Origin of the sequence: Pseudomonas sp. NPDC087697, from assembly GCF_044743155.1 — a bacterium.
In the GTDB taxonomy this organism is placed as follows: domain Bacteria; phylum Pseudomonadota; class Gammaproteobacteria; order Pseudomonadales; family Pseudomonadaceae; genus Aquipseudomonas.
Genome location: NZ_JBIUVW010000001.1, coordinates 365,644 through 381,508, shown reverse-complemented (window position 1 = coordinate 381,508; position 15,865 = coordinate 365,644). Strand labels below are relative to the sequence as shown.

The window sequence follows — 15,865 nt, the reverse complement described above, 5'->3', positions numbered from 1 at the left end:
ATGTGTGGTGGTTCTCGCGTTTTGCACGAGGTCATTGGCTGGCTCGTCACAAATCCCTGAATTACCGACGGTCCGTCGTGCGAATTCCCGGGCGTGCTTTATGCTTTATGCAGCTGAGGAAAAACCGCGAGATAAGGACAGGCACAACCGACTGCGGTTAACCCGATGAATGTTCGGCGGTCTTATAAAAAGGGAGGGTCGTAATGTTTCTTTCTGCCTTGGAACTTCGCAATATCATTGAAAGCAGTTTTTTGCCTAAACGCTGCCAATGCACCTTGTCACCGGACCTGTCGATGACCGTCAAGGTCTACGGCGACCACCAGACGGACCAACTGGACCTGGTGGTGACCGGTATCGACGCGACCGTTCTTAACGGCTGTCGTGAAATCAACGAACTGATCGCCGAGTTGCGCCACGACCTTGAGCACAAGCCCGGGAGCTACCTGATCGAGTCAAAAGCCCGCGCGCATTAATCCACGGTTTCTGCGAGTTCGACGGGGATACGCTGGGTCTGGAGAAATGCCAGGCCCAGCGCGATCTCCACCGCAACTGCCAGCAAGATGCCGGGGCCGGCATGGCCGTTGAGCCATTCGCCGACACCCAGCGCCGCCAACCCGAATACCCCCACCATCAAACCGCTGCTCAGTGCACTGCGCGTAGCGGACGGTGGCGTATTTCGAGCCAGGTAAAACATCACGCCTAGCGCCACAAACAACACCGCGCCGCGTCTGGCTACCAAACCTGTTGCCTCTGAGTACCCCACACTCCAGATCGCCAGCATCACTTCGGGCATCAAGCCCCAGATCAGCGCCAGAACAAAACACAGGCCGGCGGTAAATGTAGAGAGTGTGCGAAACGAAATCTGCATGGCGAATCCTTGCGGCAGTGAGAGCGAAGGCCAAAGCATAACCTTTGGCCTGGCTCCCGCCCATCATCAATGACTGTTACGCACAGCGATCACTCAGTTCTGATAGTTACAGGCATCCGACAGCTTGAGGTAGCTGATGTCCTCCTGTTTACCCGCAGTGTCGATGAATTTCATTTCCGCCGTCACCACCACGCAGTCGTGCGTCGTGGGTTCGGTCATTGAAATGACTTTTTCCACGTGCAGCGGCATTCCGTAGTGATACGGCACAGGCTGAGTGGGCGCCGTGTCGGCAAGCGCCAGCCCGGCAAATCCGGTGCAGGCGAGGGCAGAGGCCACCAGCAACATACGCATGTTCATGAGAAATCTCCGGTGCAGACTTGAAGTCAGCGCGACACCTGACGATGTCGGCCCTGCCGCGGAGGGCGTCAGAAGGTTCTGCGCGAACGCGGTCCAGTAACTGTTGGACCGCAGGATTAACCAAGGGTTAAATTTTGTGGGGGCTTCTGACGGACGTAGCGGGTTGATCGACTACTGCTGGGGGGCATTCAGTTCGATCAGGGGGCCCTCATTTGCATTAGATGCGTGCGGCAACTCGTCGAGCTCCAGATAAGTGTCACCTTTTCCGTAGACCAAATACTTGTGCGAGCTCTCATTACCGATGTTCTCGAAAATCACGCGAGCCCCTTGCTCGGACATCTGCACCCAGCGCGGGCGATTTCTTTCGGCGAAATCGACACGCTCTATTTTTCCTGCTTTCGGGTCAAAGTAGAAAAAAGCCCCCTGGAGATAGTTCGAAGTGAACTCACCAGAGACCACCAGTACTTTCATGTTCGATTGAGTGGATGCGCACTGCCACTGAACCGAGGCACCTCGAGAGGCCTCCAGGCCGTCAAAGATGAATCGGCTTTTTTGGGTATAGCGGATTTTGTAGACGTAAGAGTCAGCAATGGGTGAATCACGTAACAGTTCGACCGTGTTCTTGGGGCCTGCCAATTCACAGCTGGCGACAACTTTTATCTGTGGTTGTGCAGCAAAGGTATGAATGCAGAATAGGACAAGCGAGATGCCAAGCGAAATTTGTCTCATTTGAATGATATGCCGTAAGACCTGTATTGAGTCAGGGTAAAGAGCACTAACGTCGCTAACTGCCCAGCGTGCGGGCAGTGGTGGATGTTTTGATGCGGAGGATGGTGCCGAAACGGTGATTTTTCAGTGTAGTCACCGACTACTGGGCCAAACCTTTCTTGACGCTTTTGACGTAACACCCGCCATCCTCTTGCAGTGCCAGGCAGCCAGGACGAACGAGGAGTATCAGACCATCAAACAACTGCCCGATATCGTCCTTCGAAACGGGGCCGGCAGGGTCGCGATGAAGCGTCAGATTCTGCCCCTCCAACGTCCAGTCGCCCTTGGCATAACCTTCGGCACCGCCATACACCATGCCTGCTTCAAACCGACCGTTGTCGCGCAGCAACAACTCCGACCCCATCTCCATCGCACCTTGCAGATAGTAATGCCCCGCCAACTCTTTCTGTTCTGATGCCTGCACGCTGGCAAAGCTGATCAGCGCGAGACTGTAGGCCAGTTGAACGATTCCTTTCATTGGATCTCCGTTTCTTCAGTTACCAAGAGCCGTAAGGCATGCCGAATTTTTTGACGTAGGCTTTTTAGATTTCAGATTCCTGATCAAAGCGTGCGTACCAACGGTTGGTGCTTTCCTGCTCGAAGCAATCGCCGTAAGGCGAGTAGCTGTGAAGCTGGTCAGGATTCGGGATGCGTACCGGTTTGCGCCCCCTCGGAAATTTCCTTCAACTTGTAGCGGTGTTCAGTAACTATCCCGGCCTGCGAGTCAGGGCTAGTCTCACCCTGTCACCAAAAAACGGTGACACGGACGTGCAAGTCCGAGTACAAGAACCACCTTTCAAAAACCACTAGCCATGCATCGGGCGATCTATGCTCGTTACTTATGCTTTATGGCGGCTGTGTGCGGGAGACCTTCGGGTCTGCCGAGGTTTTGTGGGCGGTTTACTCGGTCTTGCACCCCGCACATGGCTGCCACCCTCATTCGCGTGCAAGCGAACCGGGTCAGCTTCCATAGATAAAGTGGAGCCCGATCATGTTCAAACCAACACCGAACCCACCAGAAGACCCAGCAACTTCCCCCTACGAATCTCTGGATTCGAAAAAACTCCACGAAGCCGCCGAACGCGCCCTCGACCACCACCTGATCCCACCACGCAACAAAATCCATCTCGCCGATGCCCGCAAAGGCCAACTCTTCATCGTCGCCCCAGACGTCGACACCGACAGCCTCCTGGCCAACGCCTCCGAAGACATCGCCTCCATCAAAGCCATCGCCGGCGACCTCGCTTTCGAAATCGAAGGCTCGCGCCGCAACGTCGCCCTGGCCATCTACCGCATGGCCGAAGGCGCACAACTGCTGATAGACCGCGCCATGGACAACCTCGACCCACCGAATCCGGTGGAGTATCGGGTTAAGGTGTAGGGTTAGTCGCTGGTTGAGAAGATAGGGGATAGGTTTGTTTAAGAGCCAATTTCATCAGAAAAGGCATTTAAATAAATCTGTCCTCCTTTCCTGTGTTCTCATCTGACCATATTCCTGAATACCTGCGTTGAGTCGGGCTGCAGGGGCAGGGCGCATATAACCCTCCGCCCCGCCATAAACCATGCCCGCTTCAAACCGACCGTTAATGCCCTGATCAGGCCATGCTCACCGAGGTGGACGGCGGAATCTGAGCGATCCGCACTGACGCCTGGTTTTCCGTGTGCGCGGACCAGCGGTCGATGTGGACACCAAGATCAGCCAGTTCGGTGCGATCACCATAGACATCGGCGAGCGTAAGCTTGGTGCTGCTCAACACAGTGAGCTTCTTAAGCGTAGTTTCGATGGCTGCCAGTTCTTTTTCATTGTGTCGTACAGCTTGGTTGATGGCCGTTTGGCGGTCCTGATCCCGTGGCCGGCCTTCGAAGGTTCCACCGGGAAACTCTGAGTTGGTGCTGCTCTGCCACTTTTTCAGCTCGGTACGATAGGTCTCGACCTCTAGCTGCAATCGACTCGATTCTGTCGTGCTGATGACGCAGCCGCCGGTCTTTTGTGTTTCCTGCCATCGCCGCAACGACGCCCAGCATGCTGGAATGTAACCGTCGAGCATCTTGTGATCGGCTGCGTTCATTACCTGTTTCATGAATTGGCTGCGATCAGGCATGTCATTGTTTTTCATCTGCGCAACACAGCGTGCCATTGCGGCCTCTTCGTAACCTTCGCAACCCGGCTTCCACAGTACGGAGGATACGACCCGTCCCGGTAACTGCAGTGGCATGAAGTGCCGCTGTTCTCCATGGTGCCAGTAAGGCTTGCCACCAAAACGAGTCATGCCCGCTGCGAATACCAGGCCACCGACAGCCGGTGTCAGAACACCTGACACCGTTGCGGCGAGGCCAGTGATCCAGATCGGCTTCTTGGTATCCATCCAGCCAGCGGGGACGCTGGGAACCGGGTCGTTTTGATTGACGATGCGGTGATGAACCAGTGCTGCCGCACCTTCGACGAAATCCTTGTCGCCAGCACGTGGCGAGCCGAAGGTGTAGAGAATTACGTCATCTGTGATGTTGCGGCGCAGCCATTCCGCAAGTAACAAAGCAATAGCACCGCCGAGGCTATGGCCACAGACGAGGATTTTTTGGTCCGTACGGAAACGGCGTATGTAATCTTCTATGAAAGGGCGGAGCGCCATGAAGGCTTCATAGAAACCCTGGTGTGCTTTGCCTGCTCCACCTTCAATGGGTACTTGCTGGGCATCTGCGTCACGCCAGCCGTCCCAGCCTTCAGCTGTTCCCCGGACGCCAATCAACACTACTCGATCATCATGGGTGGCATAGGCTTGCGTATCGGTATTTGTCCAGTCAGTTGCTCCCTGCCTGGCATCGTTGAAGAAGTGTACTGACGATGGTGTTTCCAGCTTCTCCCCTGATGCAGGGTCATTTTGCGGATAACGCTCCGGGTCAAAGGGAACGATTTCCAAGCGTTTTGAATAGGGCACATCTTCAACCAGCGGATAAGCGGATTGCTTGGAGTCCGCGTAACGCGTTGGCTCCTCGTAACAGGCCAGGCATGTATTCAACACGTGCCCGATAGTGCCTTTCTGCGGATAGGAAAAGGCAAAGTCTTTTTTGGGCTTTTCGGATTTTGCCAGCGTTTCCGGGACCTGGCCGAAGGCGCCGTAACTCAGTGTGGCCAGCAGCGACAACTGATAAAGGTTGAGGGCGCTGAATTCAGGGGCCAGTGACAGCAACGGTCGAAATGCACGCAGCGCCCGCACTTCCAATACGTAATGCTTTTCCGGGAGCAGCCCTACGCCAAAACTCGGCACTTTATCGCCTGCGAAATCACGAGCCAGTTTGGCGCAACCGGCTGGAACAGGATTGGACAGCTTTGCTGCCGGAGGCAGATGCTTTGTAAACTTAACAAGCTCGCGCACTTCTACATTGTGATACTCGCCTTTTTCTGCCGCTGCTCGATACGCGCCCGTTTTTCCGGTGCTGCCAATAGGACGACGTAGAGTTTTTTCAGCAGCTACTTGAAGGTCCGTCAGTGGAATTCGGTAATCCTTTCTATCGTATAGATCTTCGTACCAGCTTTCTTTACCTGAATAGCCATTAGCAAGAGTCAGTATTAGCGGACCACTATAATGTCCAATAACCTTTGCATATCCATCGGCGTCCAACGTGCCAGATTGTTTTTCACCTTCTGAATCGGTGAGCTCAAATTTTAAACTCGCATAAGGTTTGCCATCACCGAATTCATCTACAAGTCTGAAACTAAGCCAATCACCTTTCAGTGGGCAGGATCGCGACTGATCGCCTAGTAAGCTATTTTGCTGAGTCTGCATTAGTAACGTCCTTATTCACTGCAGGCTGGATAAACCGCACAATCGCGTCCATTCATTTTGAATGTTTTAAAGATTGGGGGAGACGCACAACGGTTTGACGTGGCAGTGCCTTGGCACGGCTTCCAACCAGTAGCGGTCTGAATCCAACGGTTGTTTTTTGAAGGCTCTTCAACTTCCGATTGGCGAAAGGTAATCTTCACTGTTTTTTGGTTTAGTACTTCTTTGTTTACTACGCCACCAGGCTTTCGTCGTTCAAAGTAGTTGCTTGATATTTTCCAGTTATCATCAGCTGCACTGCATGACAGGATTTTTTCAATGCCATCCTTTTTTGCTTTCGCCGTACTGATTTGAAATAACCACGTACACAGCGCACGTTGTTCTTGAATATTTGAATATGATCTGGATTCGCTGTCAGTAGAAGAGGTTATCACTGACAGTCCTCCAGCATGATCCAAGCCATGATCCCAAGCGTCAGGACCGTACGTGGCATTAATTTCGTAATCCACTCTGGCGAGCTCCATCGCGCACCCTGCAATGTGGTACTCCAGCGGTATTTCTGTAGAAACCGTCTGTTCCGTATTTTTTGCAACGGTCTTATCTGATTTCTGTTGTTGGCGAGTCACCGAGCCACCTAAGCCTGGGCTGTAAACCTGACAGTCCTGGCCTTCTTTGGGTGTGTACTGAGCCTTGGAGGTAAAACCGAAATTCGCAGGGAGGCTGGCCACCAGAGTGAAATGTTCGCTCCCGTAATTGCTGGTGATACCTTCAGCTGTGTCCTTGGCCATTTGGCCGGCCCAGCTGCAAGCGCCCATCATCGGTAGAGCAAGAAAAAATACAGACCTGAAGCCGCATGAAAAAAAATTGTTAGTCATTTAATGCTCCCTGCTCAGTACAGTTTGGATAGACGGTACATTCATGAACGCCCATCTTAAAAGTTCTAAATTTTGGAGGAGTTGTACACAGCTCTTCACGTTCAGTGCCCCACCTACCAGTACAAGGTTTCCAGCCGTCTGGAGCTTTGAACCAATACCCTTGGTAGCTAGGTTTTTCCTTAGCAGACTGCCTGAACGTCACGCTGACGGTTTTATTTGTCAGTTCACTTCTCACGGCGACACCTCCGGGTTTACGTTTTTTGAACCGATCCTCAGGAACATTCCATGCGATATCTGCAGCGGAGCAAGACAGGATTTTTTCAATCTCACCTTTTTTAGCTTTTGCAGTACTTATTTGGAAAAGCCAAGTACACAAACCTCTTTGTTCGGTGCCGTCGGGAGTCGTTGCCGATGCTGTCTCTACAATTGCCAATCCACCTGCATGGTCGAGATCATGGTCCCAAGCGTCGGAACCATAAGTAGCATCAACCTCATAATCCACCCTGGTAATTTCCATCGCGCAACCCGCAATGTGGTATTCCAACGGTATTTCCGTTGAGAGGGTTTGCTCAGTACTTTTTGCAACGGTCTTATCGGATTTCTGCTGCTGGCGAGTAACAGAACCGCCCAACCCCGGACTGTAAACCGTGCAGTCCTGACGCTCTTTAGGCGAATACTGTGCTTTAGAGGTAAACCCAAAATTCGCAGGCACCGTCACCACCAAAGTGAAATGGTCTGAGCTGTAATAACTGGTGGCACCCTCAACACTGTCCTGCGCCATCTGGCCAACCCAACTACACCCGCCAAGCGCCAGTCCTAACCCCAGCATTGCCCATTTACTGGCACTCAAACGTCAGTATCCACATTCGTATCAGCAAACACTCGCTGGCACCGCGCAAAATGCACATCCGGCGTTTCACCCGGCAATGGCTCCCAGGCTGCATCTTCCATGCACTTGGGATTCAATCTGCGGCTCAGCATCAACTCCCTTTGTTCCGGGGTTTTCCATTGCCACAGGTCCATCAGGTCCATCTGTTCCTCAAGCCACTCGCTGACCACACGGGTTTCTGCCAGGCCGGCGGCGGCTTCGACGTGGTAGGTCAGCAGCCAGCGTTTGAGGTTGTCGCGCAGGATGCTGCGGGCTTGTTCGCCTGACTCCGGGGTGCGCAACCAAGGCGCTGGATTCGGCACCGGGTACACACCGGGTCTGGCGTTGTCCACGCTTTTCCACTGGTCTACATCCCAATACAGCACGCTGCTGATCGGGCCAAGTAGCAGCGGGTATTCGGTTTCGTTGAGGGTGGTCAGGCAGCGAGCGATCACCCGGTTGTCCTGAAAACGGAACAACGAACGCTCGCCGTCTTCATCGATGACCATTCGCGCTTGCCAGTGTTGGGTCAGAGCGTCGAGGTCGGCTTTGTCCATGCTGCCAATCCAGCCCCAATTGCGCTGAGGGTCGTCCAGCAGTTGGCGGAAGGCCTCGGCGCCGGGGTTGTGCAGTTCGGTCAGCCAAGGGCTGATGGCGGCGAAGTCGGCGTATGGGGTGCGTCGATAGAGTTGTACCGAGCGTTGCATCAGGCCGGCGCTGTACAGCGAGTTGACCGGGTTCGGTTCGGCGAGGCTGTCCAGGGACAGGATCAGGACACGGTTGAGTTGGGCCTGTTCGCTGAGCCAGCTGTTGAGTACATCGCTCATGCCGCCGTCCCCAAATCGCATTTGCCTTCACGGCAGGCTTCGCAAATCGGGCAGCGAGTATCGCCGGCCGCGCGGGCGGCTTTGGCCATGGACATTTGCACGGCAGCCGGGACGAGCAGGGCGCCAGCCTCGTCCTTGGCGGCAGCCCATGGGATGACCGGTTCGAGAATCTGAATGCCTGTCCCCGCACCTGGAGCGCCGCCGGAGTTAACCTTGACGTTGGCACCGCTGATAGTCACACCCCCTGCATCAACCTTGACAAAACTCCCACCAGCCTTGGCCGTCAGTTCCATCCCGCCTTCCACCACGACCTTTTCACCGGCGTGGTAATGAATTTCCTGACTTGCCTCGACAAACTGCGCAGTGCCAACCTTCACATGCTGAGTCACGCCGACTGTCAGGTGGTCGTCCGCCCGCGCTTCGGTCTTGCGATCCAGATGGGTGATGCGGTGCTCTTCGGCCTTGAGTTCGGTGAGGGTGTTGGCTTCGACGGTGTCGTGGCGTTCGTTGCCGACGCGGATTTTCTGGTCGTGCTCGACGTTTTCGTCCCAGTCGCGCTGGGCGTGCAGGTAGATTTGCTCGGCGCCTTTCTTGTCTTCGATGCGCAGCTCGTTGTAGCCCTTGCCGCCCGGTGAGCTGAGGGTCTTGAAGGTGCTGCGGGTTTTGTTCGCCGGCAGGTCGTAGGGGACGACGTTTTCCTTGTGGTACAGGCAACCGGTGACCAAAGGCTGGTCGGGATCGCCTTCGAGGAAGGTCACCAGCACTTCCATGCCGATGCGCGGGATGGCGATGCCGCCGTAGGCGCTACCGGCCCAGCCGCTGGCTACGCGAACCCAGCAACTGGTTTTGTCGTCGGCCTGGCCGTCGCGGTCCCAGTAAAATTGCACCTTGATGCGGCCGTATTCGTCACAGTGGATTTCTTCGCCGTTGGGGCCGGTGACCACAGCGGTCTGGCTGCCCAGTACTTTTGGTTTCGGGTGTTCGAGGGCAGGGCGGAAGTGCGCGTCCCACGGGGTCGCGAGGAAGCGGTTGCGGTAACCCTGGTGGAAGTCATCCTTGTTCTGGGTGACGTCACTGGTGATGGATTCGCCCAGCACTTGCGGTTGCTTGCCTTCGTGAATGACCTCCAGCAGCAGCCAGAGATCGTTCCACTCAGACCTGGGGTGTTCGCTCAAGGCCAGGAAGTGACCGCTGACCAGGATCGGTTGATCGCTTTTGCCTTCGGCCAACTGGTAGTCACTGCGGTGGCGCTCCTGGGCACGGGTCGCCAGCTGTTTACCGCGCAAACGGTCGGTGAAGCGGCCGGGGTAGTCGTAGTCTTCCAGGTCTGGCAGGAACGTGCTGCTGGCCGCGCCTTCAGGAAGGATGCGCGGTTTTTCGAAGTCGTAGTCGCGGCGGCTGACGCGACTGGTGCGGGTTTCAAGGCGCAGGTTGAAACGCTTGATCACCGGCTTGTCGGCGCTCATGCCGGAGTCTTGCTGATAGCTCACGGGCGCGAGTTTGCGGAACACCGTCTGGTCATCGCCGAACACCAGGGTGTGGCCGCTGGCACTGTGCTGGAAGTGGAAGTGAATGCCTTCTTCTTCACACAGGCGCTGGATGAAATGCAGGTCGGACTCGTCGTACTGCACGCAGTACACGCGCTCGGGGTAGATCGCGCCAAGCTGGAAGCGGTAGGCGTCGGACAGAATGCCGCGGGCTTCGAGGACCTGGGCGATGATCTTCGGCACGCTCAACTGCTGGAATATCTGCTGGTCATGGTTGTGCCGCAGGTAGTTGAGCTGCGGGGTCAGGCTGATGCTGTAGCGCGTCAGGCTTTTGCCCGAATCGCCCTGAGCGATGCGGTAGACCAGGCCATGAATGATGCCTTCACCGGTGCTGCCGAAGGTCAGGCAGGCGGGTTTGTGCAGCAACTCTTCAAGCTTGAGGTCGGGACGGGAACTGACCAGCTCGATGTCAAAGCAGAACGGCTGATTGAGGGCTTCGCGGCCTACGAAACTGAGCACCTGAAGGTCAGTGGAAACACCTTCGAGCGTAAGAGAAATATGGGTAGCGTTAGCATCCAGCATGCCTTTGATTCCGTCCTTTGAATAACCAGGGCGCGATGGTGCAGGATTAAATCCATCGGTTCAAGGCGCAAATGGCCGGTGAGTTACAACTTTTCGGTGTTGTGACTGTGAGAATGGCGGTTTGAAATAGACCGCCTTCGCGAGCAAGCCCGCTCCCACATTGGATTGTCGGTGGACACAAAATTTGTGAGCACCTCAGATCAAGTGTGGGAGCGGGCTTGCTCGCGAAGAGTCCCTCACATTCAGCGCATTTCCAACTGATGTCGATACGGCAAATCCGGTCCGGTCTTGCTGCAGGTCAGGGCTGCAGCGCTTATTGCGAACCTGAGCATCGCGTCGATCTGTTCGCGGCTCAAGCGCTGCAAGCCGTCGACCGAATCGAGCTGTTGCTCGGTCAGCCAGGTAATCAACGCGGCCTGGAAGGTGTCGCCGGCACCGACGGTGTCCGCAATGACCACCGGGCTCGCCGGCGCGGACCAACTGCCGTGGCGACGACTGAACACCGTCGCGCCCTGACCGCCACGGGTCAGGAACACCAATTGGCAGCGATGCTCCAGCCAGCCGTCGATCACGCTCTGCGGGTCGCGATCCGGATACAGCAGGCTCAAGTCTTCGTCGCTGACTTTGATCAGGTCGGCATGCGTGACCAACTCCGCAATCCGCGAACGCCACAATTCGATGTTCGGCTCGGGATTGAGTCGCACATTCGGGTCGAGGCTGATCAGGCGTTTGCCGCTTTCCCGGCGCACCAGCGCAAGCAGTGTGTCGGCAATCGGTTGCACCACCAGCGAGAACGAGCCGATGTGCAGACCACGCACCTGGTCGTTCAACTCTGGCAGATGGGCAAGCGTGAGTTGACGATCAGCGCAGCCTTCACCGCGAAAGCTGTAATGCGGCGAGCCGTTGGCGCCCACCGCGACCATCGCCAGAGTGGTGGGCGCATCGAAGTCCAGCAGATAGTCCGGACATACCCCTTCGTCCGCCAGCACTTGTTGCAAGCGGCGGCCGAGGTAGTCGGTGGACAGCCCGGCGAACAGCGCCGCGTCCACCCCCAAACGACGTAGGCCGACTGCGACGTTGAACGGTGATCCGCCGGCAATCGCCTTGTAATTCACTTTTGAAGCCTGACCGCTGGCCTCGTTTTCGCTGAAGAAATCGAACAGCGCTTCGCCACACACCAGATACATAATTGTTCACTCTTTAAAGGGTTGCGACCTGTTGTCGATAGCGCTCATAGGCCTGTTGGTAGGCCGCTACATTCGCCGCGACGGGTTGGGTTTCGCTGGTGGGATCGAGGCTGACACAGCGCTCACACAACGCCAACAGGCTTTGCTGGGTCCCGGTCTGCGACTCGCACCACGCTGCCTGAATCGCCGCGCCGAGTGCCGCGGCCTCGCTGTGTTCGGTGCAAATCACAGGGGTGTTCATAATGTCCGCGACCATCTGCCGCCATACCGGGCTTTTTGAGCCGCCACCGGTGAGGCGAATGCTGCGGCTGTGCAATCCGTTGTGGCGCAGCAGGTCAAGACCATAACGCAAACCGAAGGTCGTGCCTTCGACCACTGCACGGCAGAGGTTGGCCTGGGTCAGGTTGCTCATATTCAGCCCCAGCAAGCTACCGGTGGCATGGGGCAGGGCGGGAACGCGCTCGCCGTTGAGGAACGGCAGCATGCTCACACCTTCGGCGCCAATCGGTGACTGTTCGACCCGCGCATTGAACTGCGAAAGGTCCAGATCGAACAGCTCACGAACCGCGCTGGTCGCATTGGTCAGGTTCATCGTGCAAATCAACGGCAGCCAGCCACCGCTGGAGGAGCAGAATGTGGCGACCGACGCGTCCGGGCTGACCTTGGGTTGCTCGGCGTAGGCATACACGGTGCCCGAAGAGCCCAGGCTCATGGTGATCGCGCCAGGCTGGATATTGCCGGTGCCGAGGGCGCCCATCATGTTGTCGCCACCGCCGCTGGCAACCAATGCCCGAGGGTTGATGCCCAACTGCTCGGCAATGTTCGGCAAAATCGTGCCGACCTCTTGATGCGCTTCCAGCAGTTCGGGCAGCGCCGCTTGCAAACGTCCGCTGGGGTCGATGTCACCCAGTAGCTCTTCGTCCCACTGGCGGCTTCGCACATTGAAGTAGCCGGTGCCCGAAGCGTCGCCGAACTCACTGCAACAGCGCCCGGTCAGCCAATAGTTGAGGTAGTCGTGGGGCAACAGAATGTGAGCGATGCGGGCGAAAATCTGCGGATGCTGCTCTTGGGTCCACAACAGTTTGGACACGGTATAACCCGGTGCGATGACCACGCCGAGACGTTCCAGCGAGCCGCTTTCACCGCCCAGATGAGCCAGCAACCGGTGGTTTTCTGCGGTGGTTTCGGTGTCGCACCACAGCTTGGCCGGGCGCAGGACCTGGCCTTGTTCATCGAGCAGGACTAGCCCGTGTTGCTGACCTGAGATGCCGATACCAAGAATCTCCTGGCCGCTGATGTTGGCGGCGAGCAAGGCCCGGCGAGTGGCGAGGGTTAATGCCTCTAGCCATTGGGCCGGGTCTTGCTCACGACGGCCATTGGCGCCGCTGATCAGGTTGTGGGCGGCGGCGCCTTGGCCGAGGACTTTACCGCTGCTCGAATCGAGGACCAGCGCTTTGGTCCCTTGGGTGCCGCAGTCGATGCCGAGGAATAATTGGTTTGTCATGGAAGATCCTAGGTGTGTCAGGTCGATCTCGGTGAACCCATTCGCGAGCAAGCCCGCTCCCACAGTAGATCTTCAGTGAACACAGATCTTGTGTTCGACAACGATTAATGTGGGAGCGGGCTTGCTCGCGAAGACGGCAGCACGTTCACCACCGTGCTCACGCCAACACCCGCTCCAGGGTCCGTGTCACGCCATGTTCACGCAGGCTGTTACAGCACCACTCGAACGCTGCAACAAATTCCGGAGAATGGGGTATCGCCGTGCCAAAGATCTCTTCAACTTCCAGCAGTCGCTGAGTGATCAACGGATCATCGGCCACCAGTGCCTGACAGAATTCCGCCCGTGGATCAGGAATCAAGTAGGTATCGCCGTTCTCATCGACACCCTTCAGATACAAGGCCCACGCCGCCACTACCAACGCCGCACGCTTGGTCTCTCGTCCATCGGCAATCAAGCGGTTGATGGTCGGCACGGTGAACTTGGGAAACTTCGACGAACCGTCGGAGCAAACGCGCTCCAGCTGATCGGCAATCGCCTGATTGGAGAAACGCTCGACCAGGGTGTTCTTGTAATCCGCCAGGTTGATGCCCGGCACGGGTGCCAATTGCGGGGTTATGTCCAGGTCCATGTAGGCGCGCATATAACGCACGAACAGCGGGTCGTTCATGGTTTCGTGGACGAAGCGATAGCCTTTGAGAAAGCCCAGATAGGTCAGGGCCAGGTGGCTGCCGTTGAGCAGTTTGATTTTCATCTCTTCATAGGGCGTCACGTCGTCGGTGAACTGCACCCCGACCTTCTCCCAGGCCGGGCGGCCATTGACGAAGTTGTCTTCCAGCACCCATTGCGCGAAGGGTTCACAGACCACTGGCCAGGCATCGTCAATGCCGTGCTCGTCGTGCAGTTGCAAGCGGTGAGCCGAGCTGGTCATCGGGGTGATGCGGTCGACCATGGCGTTGGGGAAACTGACGTTCGCGGCGATCCAGTCCCGCAAGTCCGCATCGCGCAGCGCGGCGAAGGCCAGCAGGGCCTTGCGGGTGACCGCGCCGTTGTGTGGCAGGTTATCGCAGGACATCAAAGTGAATGCTGGAGTGCCGGCGGCACGGCGTTTGGCCAGGGCTGCGCAGAGGAAACCGAACACGGTTTTCGGACTGTTTGGGTGAGCCAGGTCATGCTGGATCTGTGGCAGCTGGGCCATGAACTCGCCGCTGCTGTCGTCAATGCAGTAACCACCCTCGGTGATGGTCAGCGAGACGATGCGTATGTCCGGACTGGCGAGTTTATCGATCAGCACCTGAGTGCCGTCTTCGGCCAGCAGCATGTCGCTGATGGCGCCGATGACCCGGACCTGAGTGTCATCGGTATCGCCCAGTTCAAACAGGGTGAACAGGTAGTCCTGGCCGGCCAGATCGTCCCGGGCGCGGCGATCTTCGGCGCGCAGGCCAACGCCGCAAATGCTCCAGTCCAGACCTTCGCCCAAGTTCATCAAGGCATCGGTGTAATAGGCCTGATGGGCGCGATGGAAACCGCCGACGCCGATGTGGGCGATGCCGTGGCGGGTAGCGCTCAGGGCGTAGGCGGGCAGAGCCACTTCTGGTGCCAGACGGGTGAGGTTGGGTTTATTCAATTTCATGTCGGGTCTCGGCAATCAGGCAGCGGCGCGCAGCGGTCTGGCCACGGCCACCCCGTTGGCATCGAATAAGTGGCAGTGTTCGGCGTCCAGATGCAGGTTCAGTTGCTCGCCATAGCGACTCGCCAGATCACCGCGAATACGCATGGTCAGGGCTTCACCGGAGGCGGTCAGAACGTGGCAGAAGGTGTCGCTGCCCAAGCGTTCGCTGACATCGGCGGTGACCTGCAAGGTGCAGTCGCCGGGTTGCGCGAGGTTCAGGTGTTCCGGGCGAATACCCAGCGTCACTGCGTCACCGACGTTGAGATTGGCGCCGCTCAGCGGCAGGCTGATGCGCGTCCCGGCATCGAGCCGGACTTCACAGCCCTGGCGATCGATGCGGCTGACCTTGCCCTTGAGAAAGCCCATTTTCGGTGTGCCGAGAAAGCCTGCGACAAACAGGTTGGCCGGCTGGTGATAGAGCTCCAGCGGCGAGCCGACCTGTTCGATCCGGCCACCGTTGAGCACCACGACTTTGTCGGCCAGGGTCATGGCTTCAACCTGGTCGTGGGTCACGTAGATCATCGTCGCTTGCAGTTCTTTATGCAGGCGCGCCAGTTCCAGGCGCATCTGTACCCGCAGGGCGGCGTCGAGGTTGGACAGTGGTTCGTCGAACAGGAAGATCTTCGGGTTGCGCACAATCGCCCGGCCAATCGCTACGCGCTGACGCTGGCCACCGGAGAGCTGTTTCGGCTTGCGTTCGAGCATCGGCCCGAGTTCGAGAATACGCGCCGCTTCGTTGACCTTTTTCTCCACCTCAGCCTTGTTCACGCCGGCCAGGTCGAGGGCGAAAGACATGTTTTTGCGCACGCTCATGTGCGGATACAGGGCATAAGTCTGGAACACCATCGCCAGGTCACGCTTGGCCGGGCTGACTTCGGTGATGTCGCGCCCATCCAGTTCGATGGTGCCAGCGGTGACTTCTTCAAGCCCGGCAATCAACCGCAGCAGAGTCGATTTACCGCAGCCGGACGGGCCGACGAAGACCACGAACTCGCGGTCGTTCACTTCAAGGTCGATGCCTTTGATGATGGAAAAGCCTTCGAAACCTTTTTGCAGATTCTTGATTTTCAGGTGGGCCATGACGGGCCTCC

At 57.0% G+C, this 15,865-nt stretch carries 15 protein-coding genes; 2 read left to right on the top strand and 13 right to left on the bottom strand.

What is annotated here, in order from left to right; all coding sequences use genetic code 11:
* Window positions 1-203 precede the first annotated feature (203 nt).
* The gene (locus ACIPIN_RS01625; RefSeq protein WP_401114347.1) at window positions 204-473 is read left to right on the top strand and encodes a DUF1652 domain-containing protein; all 270 of its coding nucleotides are present in this window, start codon (window positions 204-206) and stop codon (window positions 471-473) included.
* Here ACIPIN_RS01625 and ACIPIN_RS01620 read toward each other — a convergent pair.
* The 4 genes from ACIPIN_RS01620 to ACIPIN_RS01605 all read right to left on the bottom strand — a co-directional run bounded on the left by ACIPIN_RS01620 (window position 470) and on the right by ACIPIN_RS01605 (window position 2,471).
* A complete protein-coding gene (locus tag ACIPIN_RS01620) occupies window positions 470-868 on the bottom strand; it encodes a hypothetical protein (RefSeq protein ID WP_401114344.1) in 399 nt (132 codons plus the stop codon). The two genes, ACIPIN_RS01625 and ACIPIN_RS01620, sit on opposite strands and share 4 nt — an antisense overlap.
* Before the next feature lie 93 nt (window positions 869-961).
* A complete protein-coding gene (locus ACIPIN_RS01615; RefSeq protein ID WP_401114342.1) occupies window positions 962-1,225 on the bottom strand; it encodes a DUF2790 domain-containing protein in 264 nt (87 codons plus the stop codon).
* A 171-nt stretch (window positions 1,226-1,396) separates the two neighbouring features.
* Complete coding sequence (locus ACIPIN_RS01610) at window positions 1,397-1,954, bottom strand: hypothetical protein (RefSeq protein ID WP_401114339.1); 558 nt, start codon at window positions 1,952-1,954, stop codon at window positions 1,397-1,399.
* Between the two features lie 139 nt (window positions 1,955-2,093).
* A complete protein-coding gene (locus ACIPIN_RS01605; protein ID WP_401114336.1) occupies window positions 2,094-2,471 on the bottom strand; it encodes a hypothetical protein in 378 nt (125 codons plus the stop codon).
* A 513-nt stretch (window positions 2,472-2,984) separates the two neighbouring features.
* Here ACIPIN_RS01605 and ACIPIN_RS01600 point away from each other — a divergent pair.
* On the top strand, window positions 2,985-3,374 hold the full coding sequence (locus ACIPIN_RS01600) for a DUF6124 family protein (protein ID WP_401114333.1): 390 nt from the start codon (window positions 2,985-2,987) through the stop codon (window positions 3,372-3,374).
* 214 nt (window positions 3,375-3,588) lie between these two features.
* On the opposite strand, the gene ACIPIN_RS01595 is transcribed toward ACIPIN_RS01600, so the two are convergent.
* The 9 genes from ACIPIN_RS01595 to ACIPIN_RS01555 all read right to left on the bottom strand — a co-directional run bounded on the left by ACIPIN_RS01595 (window position 3,589) and on the right by ACIPIN_RS01555 (window position 15,854).
* Window positions 3,589-5,778 carry a lipase family protein gene (locus tag ACIPIN_RS01595; RefSeq protein WP_401114331.1) on the bottom strand — a complete coding sequence of 730 codons (2,190 nt, stop codon included), beginning with the start codon at window positions 5,776-5,778 and terminating at the stop codon, window positions 3,589-3,591.
* Between the two features lie 11 nt (window positions 5,779-5,789).
* Window positions 5,790-6,650 (bottom strand): hypothetical protein, encoded by an 861-nt coding sequence (locus ACIPIN_RS01590; protein WP_401114329.1) that lies wholly within the window; start codon window positions 6,648-6,650, stop codon window positions 5,790-5,792.
* Window positions 6,643-7,500 carry a hypothetical protein gene (locus ACIPIN_RS01585; protein ID WP_401114326.1) on the bottom strand — a complete coding sequence of 286 codons (858 nt, stop codon included), beginning with the start codon at window positions 7,498-7,500 and terminating at the stop codon, window positions 6,643-6,645. Before ACIPIN_RS01585 ends, ACIPIN_RS01590 begins: the two co-directional genes overlap by 8 nt.
* A complete protein-coding gene (locus ACIPIN_RS01580; RefSeq protein WP_401114323.1) occupies window positions 7,497-8,345 on the bottom strand; it encodes a DUF4123 domain-containing protein in 849 nt (282 codons plus the stop codon). Before ACIPIN_RS01580 ends, ACIPIN_RS01585 begins: the two co-directional genes overlap by 4 nt.
* Entirely contained in the window at window positions 8,342-10,414 is a 2,073-nt protein-coding gene (locus ACIPIN_RS01575; RefSeq protein WP_401114321.1) for a type VI secretion system tip protein VgrG, read from the bottom strand. Before ACIPIN_RS01575 ends, ACIPIN_RS01580 begins: the two co-directional genes overlap by 4 nt.
* 242 nt (window positions 10,415-10,656) lie before the next feature.
* Window positions 10,657-11,601, bottom strand: coding sequence for a carbohydrate kinase (locus ACIPIN_RS01570; protein WP_401114318.1), 945 nt, complete (start codon window positions 11,599-11,601; stop codon window positions 10,657-10,659).
* Window positions 11,602-11,614: 13 nt separating this feature from the next.
* Window positions 11,615-13,105 carry a xylulokinase gene (gene xylB, locus ACIPIN_RS01565; RefSeq protein WP_401114316.1) on the bottom strand — a complete coding sequence of 497 codons (1,491 nt, stop codon included), beginning with the start codon at window positions 13,103-13,105 and terminating at the stop codon, window positions 11,615-11,617.
* A 157-nt stretch (window positions 13,106-13,262) separates the two neighbouring features.
* Entirely contained in the window at window positions 13,263-14,735 is a 1,473-nt protein-coding gene (locus tag ACIPIN_RS01560) for a mannitol dehydrogenase family protein (protein WP_401114314.1), read from the bottom strand.
* A gap of 15 nt (window positions 14,736-14,750) precedes the next feature.
* Window positions 14,751-15,854, bottom strand: coding sequence for an ABC transporter ATP-binding protein (locus ACIPIN_RS01555; RefSeq protein WP_401114312.1), 1,104 nt, complete (start codon window positions 15,852-15,854; stop codon window positions 14,751-14,753).
* Between the last annotated feature and the right edge of the window lie 11 nt (window positions 15,855-15,865).